Source organism: Lampropedia aestuarii, from assembly GCF_004803635.1.
GTDB classification, from domain to species: domain Bacteria; phylum Pseudomonadota; class Gammaproteobacteria; order Burkholderiales; family Burkholderiaceae_C; genus Lampropedia; species Lampropedia aestuarii.
This window is the reverse complement of sequence record NZ_SSWX01000003.1, coordinates 68,013-83,255: the sequence shown is the minus strand read 5'-3', so window position 1 is coordinate 83,255 and position 15,243 is coordinate 68,013. Positions and strand designations below refer to the sequence as shown.

At 56.5% G+C, this 15,243-nt stretch carries 10 protein-coding genes and 5 tRNA genes; 9 read left to right on the top strand and 6 right to left on the bottom strand.

The genetic code is table 11. The features are described 5' to 3' along the window. Window positions 1-140: 140 nt before the first annotated feature. Window positions 141-851 (bottom strand): pirin family protein, encoded by a 711-nt coding sequence (locus E8K88_RS03105; RefSeq protein WP_136405346.1) that lies wholly within the window; start codon window positions 849-851, stop codon window positions 141-143. Between the two features lie 396 nt (window positions 852-1,247). On the opposite strand from E8K88_RS03105, the gene pgsA reads away from it, so the two are divergent. From pgsA to E8K88_RS03065, 8 genes are all read left to right on the top strand, one after another. Then, window positions 1,248-1,817: a CDP-diacylglycerol--glycerol-3-phosphate 3-phosphatidyltransferase gene (gene pgsA, locus E8K88_RS03100; RefSeq protein ID WP_136405190.1), complete on the top strand. Its 570-nt coding sequence runs from the start codon at window positions 1,248-1,250 to the stop codon at window positions 1,815-1,817. Between the two features lie 178 nt (window positions 1,818-1,995). Continuing rightward, window positions 1,996-2,268 (top strand): HU family DNA-binding protein, encoded by a 273-nt coding sequence (locus E8K88_RS03095; RefSeq protein WP_136405189.1) that lies wholly within the window; start codon window positions 1,996-1,998, stop codon window positions 2,266-2,268. 13 nt (window positions 2,269-2,281) lie between these two features. After that, window positions 2,282-2,357: transfer RNA gene (locus tag E8K88_RS03090), tRNA-Val, on the top strand. Between the two features lie 93 nt (window positions 2,358-2,450). Beyond that, window positions 2,451-2,526 (top strand) — tRNA-Val (locus tag E8K88_RS03085). Between the two features lie 88 nt (window positions 2,527-2,614). Then, window positions 2,615-2,690: transfer RNA gene (locus tag E8K88_RS03080), tRNA-Val, on the top strand. A gap of 93 nt (window positions 2,691-2,783) precedes the next feature. Further along, window positions 2,784-2,859: transfer RNA gene (locus E8K88_RS03075), tRNA-Val, on the top strand. Between the two features lie 88 nt (window positions 2,860-2,947). Next, a tRNA-Val gene (locus E8K88_RS03070) sits at window positions 2,948-3,023 on the top strand. Window positions 3,024-3,162: 139 nt separating this feature from the next. Further along, window positions 3,163-3,345: a hypothetical protein gene (locus E8K88_RS03065; RefSeq protein WP_136405188.1), complete on the top strand. Its 183-nt coding sequence runs from the start codon at window positions 3,163-3,165 to the stop codon at window positions 3,343-3,345. Between the two features lie 12 nt (window positions 3,346-3,357). On the opposite strand, the gene E8K88_RS03060 is transcribed toward E8K88_RS03065, so the two are convergent. From E8K88_RS03060 to aceE, 5 genes are all read right to left on the bottom strand, one after another. Next, window positions 3,358-4,575 carry an MFS transporter gene (locus tag E8K88_RS03060; RefSeq protein ID WP_136405187.1) on the bottom strand — a complete coding sequence of 406 codons (1,218 nt, stop codon included), beginning with the start codon at window positions 4,573-4,575 and terminating at the stop codon, window positions 3,358-3,360. After that, complete coding sequence (locus E8K88_RS03055; protein ID WP_136405186.1) at window positions 4,572-5,246, bottom strand: cupin domain-containing protein; 675 nt, start codon at window positions 5,244-5,246, stop codon at window positions 4,572-4,574. The genes E8K88_RS03060 and E8K88_RS03055 overlap by 4 nt, the downstream gene beginning before the upstream one ends. Window positions 5,247-5,713: 467 nt before the next feature. After that, window positions 5,714-7,525 (bottom strand): dihydrolipoyl dehydrogenase, encoded by a 1,812-nt coding sequence (gene lpdA, locus E8K88_RS03050; RefSeq protein ID WP_136405185.1) that lies wholly within the window; start codon window positions 7,523-7,525, stop codon window positions 5,714-5,716. 17 nt (window positions 7,526-7,542) lie between these two features. Next, the gene (gene aceF, locus E8K88_RS03045) at window positions 7,543-9,240 is read right to left on the bottom strand and encodes a dihydrolipoyllysine-residue acetyltransferase (protein WP_136405184.1); all 1,698 of its coding nucleotides are present in this window, start codon (window positions 9,238-9,240) and stop codon (window positions 7,543-7,545) included. A 34-nt stretch (window positions 9,241-9,274) separates the two neighbouring features. Then, a complete protein-coding gene (aceE, locus tag E8K88_RS03040; protein ID WP_136405183.1) occupies window positions 9,275-11,986 on the bottom strand; it encodes a pyruvate dehydrogenase (acetyl-transferring), homodimeric type in 2,712 nt (903 codons plus the stop codon). 672 nt (window positions 11,987-12,658) lie between these two features. On the opposite strand from aceE, the gene E8K88_RS03035 reads away from it, so the two are divergent. Next, on the top strand, window positions 12,659-15,202 hold the full coding sequence (locus E8K88_RS03035) for a PAS domain S-box protein (RefSeq protein WP_136405182.1): 2,544 nt from the start codon (window positions 12,659-12,661) through the stop codon (window positions 15,200-15,202). Window positions 15,203-15,243 lie beyond the last annotated feature (41 nt).

The window sequence follows — 15,243 nt, the reverse complement described above, 5'->3', positions numbered from 1 at the left end:
CTATACAAGCCCTGCGCAAGACCGCCCTATGCATAAAAAATGGCTGGCACTTCCCAGTTGTGCCAGCCATCACATGCGCGTACAGCTCAAGTGCCTGAGGCTGCGCAAGCCCAGGCGCTCAGATTCACAATCTCAGTGCTTTAGTGCAAATCAGCGGTATCGACCAACACCAGTTCCGAATCTTCCAGTGCCTCGATGCGCAGCACCGCCTCATCCTTGATCGCAATCCCGTCACGGGCATTGGCTTCGACGCCATTGACTTTGATGCGACCAGTTGCTGGCACCAAATACCCCAGGCGCGAAGCATCATCAAACGCATATTCCACCGTTTGGCCCGCTTGCACAGTCGCCCCTACCACACGGGCGTTGGTGCGAATCGGCAAGGCATTGTCATCGCCCTCGATGCCACTGGCCAAGACCACAAACTGGCCAGAGCGCTCGCCTTTTGGAAAAGGCTGGCTGCCCCAAGCCGGTGCATCGCCTTTTTTATTAGGGAAAATCCAAATTTGGAAAATCTGCGTTGCCTCAGATTCCAAGTTGTATTCCGAGTGGCGAATACCCGTGCCCGCACTCATCACCTGCACATCACCGGCCTCGGTACGCCCCACATTGCCCAAGCTGTCTTTGTGGGTGATCGCACCTTTGCGTACATAGGTAATGATCTCCATGTCATTGTGCGGATGTGGCGGAAAGCCTGTACCGGCTTCAATCGTGTCGTCATTCCAGACCCGCAATGCTCCCCAGTTGTGGCGCTCTGGATCGTGGTAATTGGCAAATGAGAAATGGTGTTTGGCGTTGAGCCAGCCATGGTTTTCACCACCGAGCGAGTCAAAAGCACGTTTTTCAATCATCATCAGCTCCTTCTAAATGGGTTGTTGGCATGGGCATCAACACAATGGTGTTGCACACATCCTGTTCGTCATGGAGGGCCAGTTTAGGCTTTTGGGCTGCTGCTGAGAATGCCTAAAAAGGAATAGCTGGCATGCGAAAAATGCGCACAACGGGCAAGCCGCATTGCGCTAGTGTGCGCTTGGCCCTGCGTGTCGAGATGGTGAACAGGCTCTTAGATTACAAGCGCCCCAAACCCCTTGATAATAGATGCAGTTGTATTACAGCTTGTCCACAGCATTGGCGCTCACACCAGTCCAATATGGTTGCAACTGGCTTTTGCCTTTGCCCAGCCATGCAGTGCCCACGACAGCCAGCTTGGCGTTGCCTGCCCTACTCACTCCAGCATTGTGAACACCATGCAATTGAATCTGCCCACCTTACTCACGCTCAGTCGTATCGTTGCCATTCCATTGATCGTGGTGTTGTATTACGTGCCAATCACGACTGAATTGGCCAACTGGACGGCAGCCATTTTGTTCATTGTGTTTGCCATCACCGATTGGCTGGACGGTTATTTGGCTCGCAAACTGGGGCAGGCTTCGGCATTCGGGGCATTTTTAGACCCTGTAGCCGATAAGTTTCTGGTATGCGCAGCCCTGTTGCTATTGGTACATTTGCAACGAATTGATGTGTTCGTGGCCTTAATCATCATCGGCAGGGAAATTGCCATTTCAGCACTGCGTGAATGGATGGCCCGAATCGGCGCCTCCAAAAGCGTTGCCGTGCACATGATTGGCAAAGTCAAAACCACGGTGCAAATGGTAGCAATCCCCTTCTTATTGTTTGATGGCGTACTTTTGAACCTGTTCCACACGCTCGTCGTCGGTCAGGTTTTACTGTGGATCGCCGCCGTCCTCACAGTATGGTCCATGGTTTTTTACATCAACCAAGCCTCAACCGCCATCAAGGCACAGTTGCAAAAGTAGAAATTGAGAGCGGCAGGCACGCCCAAACCCCCTTGACAGTACGATGGGGCCACTATTTAATCTGCCACTTGTGGTTTTCTTTATTCAATCGTTTGTCAGGGTTTGGAACCAAGCCAGCAGAGGGATTTCTTCTTAGCTTGTTGCAGCCTAGAATTTTTCATTTGAGAAGAGGCATATCGTGAACAAAACAGAACTTGTTGAGCACATCGCAGCCAATGCAGATATTTCCAAAGCCGCCGCAGCTCGCGCCTTGGATGCCACTATTGAAGCGATTAAAACGACTCTGAAAAAAGGCGGCAGCGTCGCTGTTGTAGGTTTTGGTACATTTGAAGTGTCCAAGCGCGCAGCACGAAAAGGCCGCAATCCGCAAACTGGCGCTGAAATTAAGATCAAAGCAGCCAAAGTTCCTAAGTTTCGTGCCGGTAAAGCACTCAAAGATGCTGTAAAATAACTTTTTTCCGGTGGGGTGCTTAGCTCAGTTGGTAGAGCGGCGCCCTTACAAGGCGTAGGTCAGCGGTTCGACCCCGTTAGCACCCACCACCCACCGTTTTCAAGAAAAAAGCAATTAAGGCCATCGAGCCGCTTTTTTTATGTTCTAATGGCGGCCTCTTCAAAGAGACCACATTACAGGTGGGGTGCTTAGCTCAGTTGGTAGAGCGGCGCCCTTACAAGGCGTAGGTCAGCGGTTCGACCCCGTTAGCACCCACCACCCACCTTTTCAAAAGCATTTAGATGCGTATCTGATTGCTTTTTGCGTTTTAAATGACAGGGCATTGATTGCCATGCCATTGCCGGTGGGGTGCTTAGCTCAGTTGGTAGAGCGGCGCCCTTACAAGGCGTAGGTCAGCGGTTCGACCCCGTTAGCACCCACCACCCACCGTTTTCAAGAAAAAAGCAATTAAGGCCATCGAGCCGCTTTTTTTATGTTCTAATGGCGGCCTCTTCAAAGAGACCACATGACAGGTGGGGTGCTTAGCTCAGTTGGTAGAGCGGCGCCCTTACAAGGCGTAGGTCAGCGGTTCGACCCCGTTAGCACCCACCACCCACCTTTTCAAAAGCATTTAGATGCGTATCTGATTGCTTTTTGCGTTTTAAATGACAGGGCATTGATTGCCATGCCATTGCAGGTGGGGTGCTTAGCTCAGTTGGTAGAGCGGCGCCCTTACAAGGCGTAGGTCAGCGGTTCGACCCCGTTAGCACCCACCACCCACCTATTTAAAAAGCACCTGCACGATTAGCAGGTGCTTTTTTTATTGGCCAGCGCCAAAGCAAGCCAACGCCACCGCACAGAATGGCAAATGCCTTACATAGTGGCATGTAACCGGGCTGCACCAGCAGTACAAACATGGTCAACAGCAGCGCACGCACGCATTGCGGTGCTGCGCCAGGCAAGTCACTGCCGCCCCTCCCCAACAATGTATTGGCCGCAATGGCCTACATGGCCGCGCAGCTCAACACCCATACCTTGGTGCACGCGCTGGAACTCGCTGGTGCAACAAGATCAGATGCAGCGCATGAGCTGCCTTGACGCATGCAATACCTATGGTGCTACAGCCATGCTGCGGCCTTTGCGAACCGTCCATACCAAGGCCACAGCAGCAACCGCCAAAGGAATAAACGACACCCAAAGCACCGCAGCCCAACCATAAGCGGACAGCAGGCCTCCAGAAGAGAATGAGCCGATGGCCATCAGACCAAACACAATGAAGTCATTGAGCGACTGCACACGGTTTTTCTCTTCCGGCCGGTGACACTCCAGCACCAGCGCAGACGCGCCTAAAAAACCAAAATTCCAGCCGAGCCCGAGCACCAACAACGAGCCATGGAAATGCCACTCCTGCATGCCACTGAGGCCGATCACAGCAGACAAGCCGGTCAAAACCAGCCCACAGGTCGCGACACGCACCGCGCCGAAGCGGCTGATCAGTTGACCGGTAAAAAAACTGGGCGCATACATGGCAATGACATGCCATTGCAAGCCCAGATTGGCAGATGCTTGCGAATGCCCGCACATATGCATTGCCAAGGGTGCAGCGGTCATCAAAAAATTCATCAGCATGTACGACACCGCACCGCAAATCACTGCCGCAATAAACCGCGGCTGCAAGGCAATTTCTGCCAGTGGTCGCCCTTGCGGCATCGCCTGGGTCTTGGCTGGCATCGGCAACTGCACGCCCAGCAAGACCCAGGCCGAGGCCACGGCCACGGCCGCCTGTACGACAAAGGTCGCAGCAAATACATGCAGAGGCCACCATGCCATGGTCCAGGTCACCAACTGAGGCCCCACCACGCCAGCGGCAACTCCTCCGGCCATCACCAGTGACAAGGCCCGTGCACGCCGCTGTGGCGCCACACCGTCAGCAGCGGCAAAACGGAATGACAAAACCACCGCAGCATAACTGCCTGCCAAAAAGGTGCTGAGGCAAAACAACCAAAATGAAGCCCACAACAGGGCCGCCATGGCCAATAGCCCAGCCAGAACCCCTGCTGCGGTGCCAACCAAAAAAGCCGCCCGCCGACCGTGGCGCTGGGCCAGCGCGCCCAATGGGAAAATACAGGCAGCCATGCCCACAACGAAAATCGAAATCGGCAAGGTCGCCAAGGCTGGTGCAGGCGCGAGCTGGTTGCCCACGATCGCCCCAGTGGCAAAAACCACCACACCATTGGCCCCGGCCAAAGCCTGGGCCAGTGATAAACGCCAAATATTGGCACGCTGCACCGACTCTGGCAGCGCATCCAGGTAGTCTGCACCACTCATGCCATCGGCTCCATTGGGGGCAAATGCCCGCTTTTGAGGTAGATCGTTGCGCCATCTGCGCCGGCGCACAGGCGCTGCATTTGCACAGCGGTGGCGGGTAAACGCAGCCAGCTGCTAGCTCCATAGTCCTGTGCCTGCCAGCGCACACTGCCAGCCAGCACCAGTAACTCAGCACCATTCGGTGGTGCATCCCACAGCGGCTCCAGCGCAGCGCAACGCAATATGCGCACCTGCTCGTGGCCATCGTCAAACAGCTCACAGACACTGCGGCGCCCCTGCTGCTGCCAAGTGGCAGGATCTGCTGTATTGACTTGCACAACATCCGCCTCGCTGGCGGACATCTGGCGCAGCTTGACAAAAATCACAGCGCCCTCAGCGCTGTAGGGTTGGTGGCTGGAGCCGGGAGGATTGCGCAAATACCAGCCTGCGGGAAAGTCTTGGCGCTCATCCGAGAAAGTCCCGCAAAGCACCAGAATTTCCTCACCGCCAGGATGCGCGTGGCGTGGAAAATAGGCGCCTGGTGCATAGCGCACAATGCTGGTTGCACGGGCTTGTTCGGCCCCGATACGGTCGAGCATCACACGCTCAACCCCATTCTGCGGCGATGCCTGCCACTGGTATTGCTCGGCCGCCACAATCGCTGGGCGGCTGAAGTCGGCATGGATATGCATGCACAGTCCTCTTAAAAATTACTGCTTTTTTGGCGCTCAAGTTGCTGATTATCGCCCCCGAATATGCGTGATCAAGCCCGAATCACCAAATGAAAAACGTTATCGCCATGCATACCCTGATCCATGCATGCCTTGCGTGCGTTTAAGACCAGCGCATCGCCCCCACGTTGCTGCTGCATCTCTGCAAAGCGGCATATGAAACCTGCAGCAGCTGCAGTTGCAGTTGCGCGATGCGTCAATGGACTGCCACAGCAACTTTGCCTGCTGGAAGGCTTGGCTGCACAACGCTGGCGTTCACACGCCTTCGGCGTGGCACTGGCTGCAGCGTGATCGCACTCGGCCACGTCAGAGTTTGCTTATTGGCCGAGGCGGTCGCACTGGCACAGGCATAAAAAAACCGCCTCGGCTAAGAGGCGGTTGGGTGCGCAACGGCTGGACCACAGCCGGATCGCAGCGCTGGCGACGGCTTAGCGTTTTTTCACCGGAGGCAAATCGGTGCACACGCCTTCGTAGGCTTCAGCGGCCATACCAATCGATTCACCCAAGGTCGGGTGAGGATGGATGGTTTTACCAATGTCCACGCCATCAGCACCCATTTCAATGGCCAGCGCAATCTCGCCAATCATGTCGCCCGCATGCGTGCCGACAATGCCGCCACCGACGATTTGGTGCGTTTCCTCGCTGAACAGCAGCTTGGTAAAGCCTTCGTCGCGGGTATTGGCAATCGCGCGGCCCGAGGCCGACCAAGGGAACAGGCCTTTTTTGACCTTGATGCCTTGGGCCTTGGCCTGGTCTTCGGTCAAACCCACCCATGCCACTTCCGGATCGGTGTAGGCCACCGATGGAATCACACGGGCGTTGAACGCGGCCTTGGCCAGTTTCTCGTCATTCAGCAACTCACCAGCAATCACTTCTGCGGCCACATGGGCTTCGTGCACGGCTTTGTGCGCCAGCATCGGCTGGCCGACGATGTCGCCAATCGCGAAGATGTGCGGCACGTTGGTGCGCATCTGGATGTCGACGTCGATGAAACCGCGCTCGCCCACCGCCACTCCGGCCTTGTCCGCACCAATGCGCTTGCCGTTCGGCACGCGGCCCACGGCTTGCAGCACCAGATCGTAGGTTTGTGGCTCGGGCGCGCCCTCGCCTTCAAAGCTGACCTTGATGCCTTCTGGCGTAGCCTCGGCACCGACGGTTTTGGTTTTCAACAGGATGTTGTCGAAACGGTCGGCATTCATTTTTTGCCAGACTTTGACCAGATCGCGGTCAGCGCCTTGCATCAGACCGTCGAGCATTTCAACCACATCGAGGCGCGTGCCCATGGTGCTGGAGTAGACGGTACCCATCTCCAGACCGATGATGCCGCCGCCAATCAGCAGCATGCGCTTGGGTTTCTGACGCAACTGCAAAGCGCCTGTGGAGGTCACCACGCGTGGATCGTCCGGCAGGAATGGCAGTTTCACGGCTTCAGACCCGGCCGCAATGATCGCACGCTTGAACTGGATGGTTTGTGCCTTGCCGTCATCTCCAGTCACGGTCAAATGGTTGGCACCGGCAAATTCGCCCTTACCTTGCACCACAGTGACTTTGCGCATTTTGGCCATCGCAGCCAAACCGCCTGTCAGCTTGCCAATGACTTTTTCTTTGTGGGCGCGGAGTTTGTCCACGTCCACTTCCGGCTTGGCAAAGCTCACGCCCAGATCGGCCAGGTGGCTGGCTTCGTCCATCACAGCGGCCACGTGCAGCAGCGCTTTGGAGGGGATGCAGCCCACGTTCAGGCACACGCCACCCAGGGTTGGGAAGCGCTCGACCAGCACGGTTTTCAGACCCAGGTCAGCAGCGCGGAAGGCCGCAGAGTAACCGCCAGGGCCTGCGCCCAAAACGATCACATCGCAATCCAGATCCACAGTGCCGCTGAACGCAGCCGCCTGTGGCGCTGGTGCAGCCGTTGGTGCAGGAGCCGCAGCCACTGGCGCGGCGGCGGGTGTTGCTGCAGGAGCGGCAGCCGGTGTTGGGGCTGCGGCAGGTGCTTCTGCGCCCGCTTCGGCTTCCAGCACGAGCAGGACCGAGCCCTGCTTGACCTTGTCGCCCAGTTGCACTTTCAGCTCTTTGACGGTGCCCGCATGGCTCGATGGTATTTCCATCGAGGCCTTGTCGGATTCGACCGTGATCAGGCTTTGGTCGGCCTTGACCTTGTCGCCGACCTTGACCAGCAGCTCAATCACCGCGACTTCATCGAAGTCGCCAATATCAGGAACTTGGACATCTATGTTTGCCATCTTGTCTTCCTCCCTGATCAGAGCATCACGCGGCGGAAGTCCGCCAGCACTTGCGCCAAGTAGGCGTTGAAACGCGCAGCCGAAGCCCCGTCAATGACGCGGTGGTCATACGACAGCGACAGCGGGCAGATCAGGCGTGGCTCGAATTCCTTGCCGTTCCAGACCGGCTTCATCGCCGCGCGGCTAACGCCCAAAATGGCCACTTCTGGTGCGTTGATGATCGGCGTAAAGCTGGTGCCGCCAATGCCGCCCAGGGACGAGATCGAGAAGCAACCACCGGTCATCTCCGCGGGGCTCAGCTTGCCTGCACGGGCTTTGCCGGACAACTCGGTCATCTCCAGCGCAATCTCGGACAAGCTCTTTTGATCGGCGTTTTTGATCACCGGCACGACCAGGCCATTGGGCGTATCGGCGGCAAAGCCGATGTGGTAGTACTTCTTGTAGACGAGGTTATCGCCATCCAGGCTGGTGTTGAACTCAGGGAATTTCTTGAGCGCGGCCACCGAGGCTTTGATCAGGAACGCCAGCATCGTGAACTTCACATCGCTCTTGGCTTTGGCGTTTTCTGCGTTCAGTTGTACGCGCAGCGCTTCCAGCTCGGTGATGTCGGCATCCTCGTTGTTGGTCACGTGCGGAATCATCACCCAGTTGCGCAGCAGGTTGGCACCCGAGATTTTCTTGATGCGCGACAGCGGCTTGGCCTCCACTTCACCGAACTTGGTGAAATCGACTTTGGGCCATGGCAACAAGTCCAGACCCACGCCAGAACCACCGGCTGCAGGCGCTGCACCTTGAGCGGCAGTACGCAGGCTGCCAGCCATCACGGCTTTGACAAAACCTTGCAGGTCTTCCTGAGTGATACGGCCTTTGGGGCCTGTGCCTTTGACTTCTGTCAGCGGCACACCCAATTCACGCGCCATCTTGCGAATCGATGGCGATGCATGCGGCAATTGGCTGGTCGGTGGATTTTCAGCTGGCTTGTGCGCTGCAGCAGGTGCGGCAGCTACCGGAGCCGCAGCCGAAGCAGCAGGCGTTGGGCTGGCAGCAGCGGCTTGTGCGGCAGGAGCAGCAGCTGGTGCCGCTGCGGCGGCCGCAGGCGCAGCTGCGCCAGCTTCGCCCTTGAGAATCGCCACCAGATCGCCTTTGTTGATGGTGTCGCCCACTTGGACTTTGAGCGATTCGATCACGCCAGCAGCGCTCGATGGAATCTCCATCGAGGCTTTGTCGGATTCCACTGTGATCAGGCTTTGCTCGGCCTTGACGGTGTCACCGGCTTTGACCAGCAATTCGATCACGGCCACATCTTTGAAGTCGCCAATATCGGGCACACGCAGCTCAACCGAAGCACCGCCAGCAGCCGGGGCTGCTGCGGGTGCAGAGGCAGGTGCTGGTGCTTGTGCGGCCGGTGCCGGTGCAGCCGCCGGAGCGGGTGCAGATGCAGGTGCAGCTGCGCTGGCAGCTTCTGCTGCTGCAGCGCCTTCGGCTTCCACTTGCACGATCACCGAGCCTTGTTTGACCTTGTCGCCGAGCTTGACGGCAATGCTTTTGACCACGCCTGCATGGCTCGATGGAATCTCCATCGAGGCCTTGTCCGATTCCACGGTCAGCAGGCTTTGGTCGGCTTTGACCGTATCGCCTTCTTTGACCAGGATCTCAATCACCGCCACTTCATCGAAGTCGCCAATGTCTGGAACTTTCACGTCTATCAGAGCCATTGTGTTATCTCCTTCTCACGTTCGTTGCGCTGATTTACGCGTACAGGGGGTTGATTTTGTCGGTCTTGATGCCGTATTTTTTGATGGCTTCGGCCACTTTTTCGGCTGGGATTGCGCCTTCATCGGCCAGCGACTTGAGCGCCGCAATCACGATGTAGTGGCGGTTGATCTCGAAGTGCTCACGCAGTTTGTAGCGGAAATCGCTGCGGCCAAAACCGTCAGTGCCCAGCACTTTGTAGCTGCGGCCTTTAGGGATGAACGGGCGAATTTGCTCGGCGTAGTTTTTCATGTAATCGGTCGAGGCGATCACAGGGCCGGAGGTTTTGGAGAGTTGCTCTTCCACGAACGACACTTTGGCCTTGTCAGTGGGGTGCAGCAGGTTCCAGCGCTCGACGTCCTGGCCATCGCGCGTCAATTCGTTGAAGCTTGGGCAGCTCCACACGTCGGCACCCACGTTCCATTCAGACTCCAGCAGCTCTTTGGCAGCCATGGATTCACGCAGGATCGTGCCCGAGCCCAGCAGGTTGACGCGGTGGTTTTTGCCATCGGCTGCAGGCTGCAGCAAATACATGCCTTTGAGGATTTGCTCCTCAGAACCAGGGTTCAAGCCAGGCATTGCGTAGTTTTCGTTCAGCAAGGTGATGTAGTAGAACACGTTCTCTTGCTTCTCGACCATGCGCTTCAAACCATCTTGCATGATCACCGCCACTTCGTGGGCGAAGGTCGGGTCGTAGCTGATGCAGTTCGGGATGGTGCCGGCCAGGATGTGGCTGTGGCCGTCTTCGTGCTGCAAGCCTTCGCCGTTGAGCGTGGTGCGGCCCGAAGTGCCGCCCAGCAAGAAGCCGCGCGCCTGCATATCGCCCGCCGCCCAGGCAAAGTCGCCAATGCGCTGGAAGCCAAACATAGAGTAGTAAACATAGAACGGGATCATGATGCGGTTGTTCGTCGAGTACGACGTGGCCGCAGCAATCCAGCTGGCAATACCGCCGGCTTCGTTGATGCCTTCTTGCAGGATTTGACCGGCTTTGTCTTCCTTGTAGTACATCACCTGGTCTTTATCGACTGGCGTATACAGCTGGCCTTTGGGGTTGTAAATACCGATTTGACGGAACAGGCCTTCCATACCAAAGGTACGGGCCTCGTCCACCAGGATTGGCACCACACGTGGGCCCAGATCCTGATCACGCAACAACTGGTTCAAAAAGCGCACGTACGCTTGTGTCGTGGAGATTTCACGGCCTTCGGCAGTGGGCTCCAAAATCGCTTTGAAGGTCTCCAGCGCAGGCACGGTGAAGCGCTCGTCCGATTGCGGCAGGCGCTTAGGCAGGTAACCACCCAGGGCCTGACGACGCTCGTGCAGATAACGCATTTCAGGCGTGTCATCGGCAGGCTTGTAATAAGGAATTTTGTCCAGCTCGCTGTCTGGAATAGGAATGCTGAAGCGGTCGCGGATGTATTTGATATCCTCGTCGCTGAGCTTTTTGGTCTGGTGAACGGTGTTTTTACCTTCACCGGCCTTGCCCATGCCATAGCCCTTGACGGTTTTGACCAGCAACACCGTCGGTTGGCCTGTGGTGTTGTTATGGGCGGCATGGAATGCGGCATACACCTTGGCGGGCTCGTGACCACCACGGCGCAGCTCGAAAATCTCCTCGTCGCTCATGTGCTCGACCAGCTTGGCCGTCTCTGGGTACTTGCCAAAGAAGTTCTTGCGCACAAACGCCCCGTCATTGGCCTTCATCGCTTGGTAGTCGCCGTCCAGCGTCTCCATCATCAACTGCTTGAGCTTGCCGCTCTTGTCGCGGGCCAGCAGCTCATCCCAGCCATAGCCCCACAGCAGCTTGATGACGTTCCAGCCGGAGCCACGGAACTCGCCTTCGAGTTCCTGCACGATTTTGCCGTTGCCACGCACAGGGCCATCGAGGCGTTGCAAGTTGCAGTTGATCACGAACACCAGGTTGTCCAGGTTTTCCCGTGCAGCCAGACCGATTGCACCCAGCGATTCTGGCTCATCCATCTCGCCGTCGCCGCAGAACACCCAAACCTTGCGGTTTTCGGTATTGGCAATGCCACGGGCGTGCAAATACTTCAGGAAACGGGCCTGGTAGATCGCCATCAATGGGCCCAGGCCCATTGATACCGTCGGGAACTGCCAGAATTCTGGCATCAGTTTTGGATGCGGGTAGCTCGAGAGGCCATTGCCGTCGACTTCCTGGCGGAAATTGTCGAGCTGCTCTTCGGTCAGGCGGCCTTCCAGATACGCGCGGGCGTAAATACCAGGCGCGCTATGGCCCTGGATGTACAGCAAATCACCGCCGTGCTCTTCATTGGCCGCGTGCCAGAAGTGGTTGAAACCAGCACCAAACATGCTGGCCACCGAGGCGAAAGAGCCAATATGGCCGCCCAGATCGCCGCCATCGGCTGGATTGATGCGGTTGGCACGCACCACCATCGCCATCGCGTTCCAGCGCATGTAGGCACGCAGGCGCTTTTCAATCGCGATATTGCCAGGGCAACGCGCCTCTTGGGTAGGCTCAATCGTATTGACGTAGCCAGTCGTGGCAGAAAACGGCAAGTCAATGCTGTTTTGTCGCGCCAACTCCAGCATTTGCTCAATCAGGTAATGCGCGCGCTCGGCACCTTCACGATCAATCACGGCGGACAAAGCGTCCAGCCACTCGCGGGTTTCTTGGTTGTCGATATCCGCAGCCTGGCTAGCGGCTGCTTGGTTGTCAGTCGTACTCATTGATCAGTCTCCAAGGGATTGAACCATTGTCTACAAACACCATGCAAAGAATCAGACGGTCCATTCTCCGTCCTTTCAGCCCCATACACCGATAGGGCCTACCTTCTAGCGCAGTGTCTGCCTTGCGTCTATTCCGTTATTGCACAGTAGCACGAAGCCCAAAAACCATTCGGCAGTTGTTGCTCAACCAGGCCTTGCAGAACCCTCTTCGGTTCATCTGCACCGCTGCCGTAGCCTTGGGCCTCAAGTGAAGCTCAAAGCGCGATTTGCCCTGTACTTTTTAAGAACACCCGAAGTGTCGCATGAGATTTGATTTTTTTCAAATTAAGATTATTGTTTTTATAATATGAAATTTACAAACTTTCGACAAGCAGGAATCGCAGCCATTCGCACAAGTTGCACTACACAACAGACAAGAAGGTCACAATCTGCACTATGAACCGCTCTCCAATCATTTGTTCGCCATTTCAGCGCAAACCGCGTTGAAACTGTGGCTCAGTTCTAAGATCGTGTTGATGCTCTCGACGCAAACAGCGTCAGAGCGCAACACAACGCATTGCGCGCCTTGTCTGTTTTTTTATGTCTTGCATGACTGCATAGAGAAGATAAACAGGGTGTAATGCCCCCATCCAAGCCCGCTAATAACTGCAGCCCTCAGCCGCTTCAAACTGCATGACGCAAAGTCCTGAATCCGAGTCCAGCAACATCAAACGCGCAACACGCCGCCCTTTTGTGGCGGTTTGGCGCAAATGGTCTGCCTTGCCAGTACGCACCCAAGAGCGACTGGCTTTTCTTATACCGCTGCTTACGGTCGCCTTGTTCATGATGGTTGTGCTGGGCGCCTATTGGTTTATCCGCACGGAGGAAAAAGCCCGCGAAGAACAAATGCTGGAGCAGCAAAGCCATTTCTTGGCGCTGCGCATGAACGAGCAGCTGTTCAAAAAGCAGGAAGAGGTGCAGCGGCTGGTGTATGGCATGGTCACGCCTGCGACCGGTATCGGCTTTGACAAAGGCGCGAGAGCCTTGATGGCACAGGATTTATCGCTGTACTCTTTGACATGGTTTGACACGCATGAGCGCGTCATCAGCACCCACCAATCGGCCATGCTGCCCAGCCGTCTGCGTCGCCTCGTTGGCCAGGTTTGGGATGAGGGCGAGCTCGAAGAAATGCCCCAAGGCCACTGGGCGGTGATCGGCCAAAACACTACCACCTCAGACAACACGGTGGTGAGCGAGCCACCGGTGCTGCGCCTGTTTGTGCCCATTCGCATCAACGGCGTCTACCTGGGCACCGTGGTGGCCGAATATGCGCCGCAAATGCTGCTCAATGAGGTGCTGAGCCAAAACACCGACCCCAATCTGGCAGTCGCACTGATCAACCAATCGGGTCGGCTGATCGCAGGCTCAGCCACCCTGGAGCGCTTTGTGGGCGGTGAGCGCGCTCGTGCCTCTTCCACGCTGCTGGCGCCCACCCACTTGGTGCTACCGATTGGCTCATTGGGTGACCAATTGCAATTGAGCACGGCCGTCTACCGCTCTGACCGCAGCATCACCCGCCGAGCACTGCTGGCCTTGCTGACTTTGCTGGGACTGAGCACCGCAGGCATGCTGCTGATGAACTGGCGCCTGAGCCGTCGGCGCTTGCAGGCGCAGCGTCGCTTAGAGCAAGAGTCGAGCTTCCGCCTGGCCATTGAGAACTCGCTGACCACCGGTATCCGTGTGCTGGATTTAGAAGGCGTCACCACCTATACCAATGCCGCCTTTAGCCGCATGGTCGGGTGGACGCAGGCTGAGATGGTCGGCATGAAGGCGCCCTTTCCTTATTGGCCACGCAAGGACCGCGAAATTCTCACCGAACGCTTTCAGTCCGAGCTCTCAGGCAAGCACTACCCAGGCGGCTTGCAATTGCGCATGCGCCGCAAAAATGGCACCACGTTTGATGCGCGCATTTTCCTCTCGCCTTTAATGAATGAGCGGGGCATGCAAACCGGCTGGCTCACCACCATCAACGACATCACCGAACCCAACCGGATTCGCCAGCAACTGGCAGCCGCCCATGACCGTTTCACGCTGGTGCTGGAGTCGTTGGATGCCTCCATCACCGTCGCACCACTAGGCAGCAACGAATTGGTATTTGCCAACCGCCTCTACCGTCAATGGTTTGGCTCGCAAAGCCAAGGCCATATGCTGATGCTGGCACAAGCGGGCGCCAGCAATAACCAGCGCTCGGGCGACGATACCAATGAAGAGGATGCGTTGATGGGCCTGCCCACTGATGTCATCACCACAGCCAACTCCGAGCATGCAGAAATCTATATCGAGTCGCTGGGCAAATGGCTGGAAATTCGCTCACGCTACCTCGACTGGGTCGATGGCCGCTTGGCACAAATGCTGATTGCCACCGACATCACCAAACGCAAGCAAGCCGAAGAGCAAGCGGCAAGACAAGTCGAGAAAATGGAAGCCGTCAGCCGCCTGATGACCATGGGTGAGATGGCTTCAAGCGTCGCGCATGAACTCAACCAGCCGCTGGCCGCGATCAGCAATTACACCAACGGCATGATCACACGCATCAAGGCCGGCAAAATCACGCTGGAGCAAATGGTTGAGCCGCTGGAGAAAACAGCCCACCAGGCACTGCGTGCAGGCCAAGTGATCCACCGCATCCGCTCATTCGTCAAACGCAGCGCGTCCAACCAAGAGCCCTGCGCGCCTCAGCGCCTGGTCGCGGAAGCCATTGAGTTGGCCAATATTGAAATTCGCAAGCACAACGCGCGCCTGAATGTGCATTTGGCCCCCAATCTGCCAGCAGTCGAGGTCGATGCCATTTTGATTGAACAGGTATTAATCAATTTGTTGAAGAATGCAGCCGAAGCGATCAACGCTGCCAATCGTCCTGTAGGGCAAAGAAGCATCGATTTGGATGTACGCAAAGACAATGCTGGCGTATTATTTACCATCACGGACCAAGGCACGGGCATGCCCGAGGATGCACTCCAGCAATTGTTTGATGCGTTTTATTCGACCAAAAAAGATGGCATGGGCATAGGCTTGAATTTGTGCCGCAGCATCGTCGAATCGCATCAAGGCAAAATGCAAGTGCGCAACCTCTACAATGAGGACTTGGTAATAGGTTGTGAATTTTCATTTTGGCTGCCGGCCTCTTCCCACAAAGATGACTCAGCCGATGGATTGCCGGGACCTATTTTGGGTTGAGGCCTTCACCCTTTTTTCGTGGCTCTGCCCTTTTGCAGGCT

Bases quoted from the DNA above. Each gene is read 5' to 3' on its own strand.
- aceF (WP_136405184.1), bottom strand. From the start codon at position 9,240: ATGGCTCTGATAGACGTGAAAGTTCCAGACATTGGCGACTTCGATGAA.
- E8K88_RS03105 (WP_136405346.1), bottom strand. From the start codon at position 851: ATGATTGAAAAACGTGCTTTTGACTCGCTCGGTGGTGAAAACCATGGC.
- E8K88_RS03035 (WP_136405182.1), top strand. From the start codon at position 12,659: ATGACGCAAAGTCCTGAATCCGAGTCCAGCAACATCAAACGCGCAACA.
- E8K88_RS03065 (WP_136405188.1), top strand. From the start codon at position 3,163: ATGGTCAACAGCAGCGCACGCACGCATTGCGGTGCTGCGCCAGGCAAG.
- E8K88_RS03055 (WP_136405186.1), bottom strand. From the start codon at position 5,246: ATGCATATCCATGCCGACTTCAGCCGCCCAGCGATTGTGGCGGCCGAG.
- E8K88_RS03060 (WP_136405187.1), bottom strand. From the start codon at position 4,575: ATGAGTGGTGCAGACTACCTGGATGCGCTGCCAGAGTCGGTGCAGCGT.
- pgsA (WP_136405190.1), top strand. From the start codon at position 1,248: ATGCAATTGAATCTGCCCACCTTACTCACGCTCAGTCGTATCGTTGCC.
- lpdA (WP_136405185.1), bottom strand. From the start codon at position 7,525: ATGGCAAACATAGATGTCCAAGTTCCTGATATTGGCGACTTCGATGAA.
- aceE (WP_136405183.1), bottom strand. From the start codon at position 11,986: ATGAGTACGACTGACAACCAAGCAGCCGCTAGCCAGGCTGCGGATATC.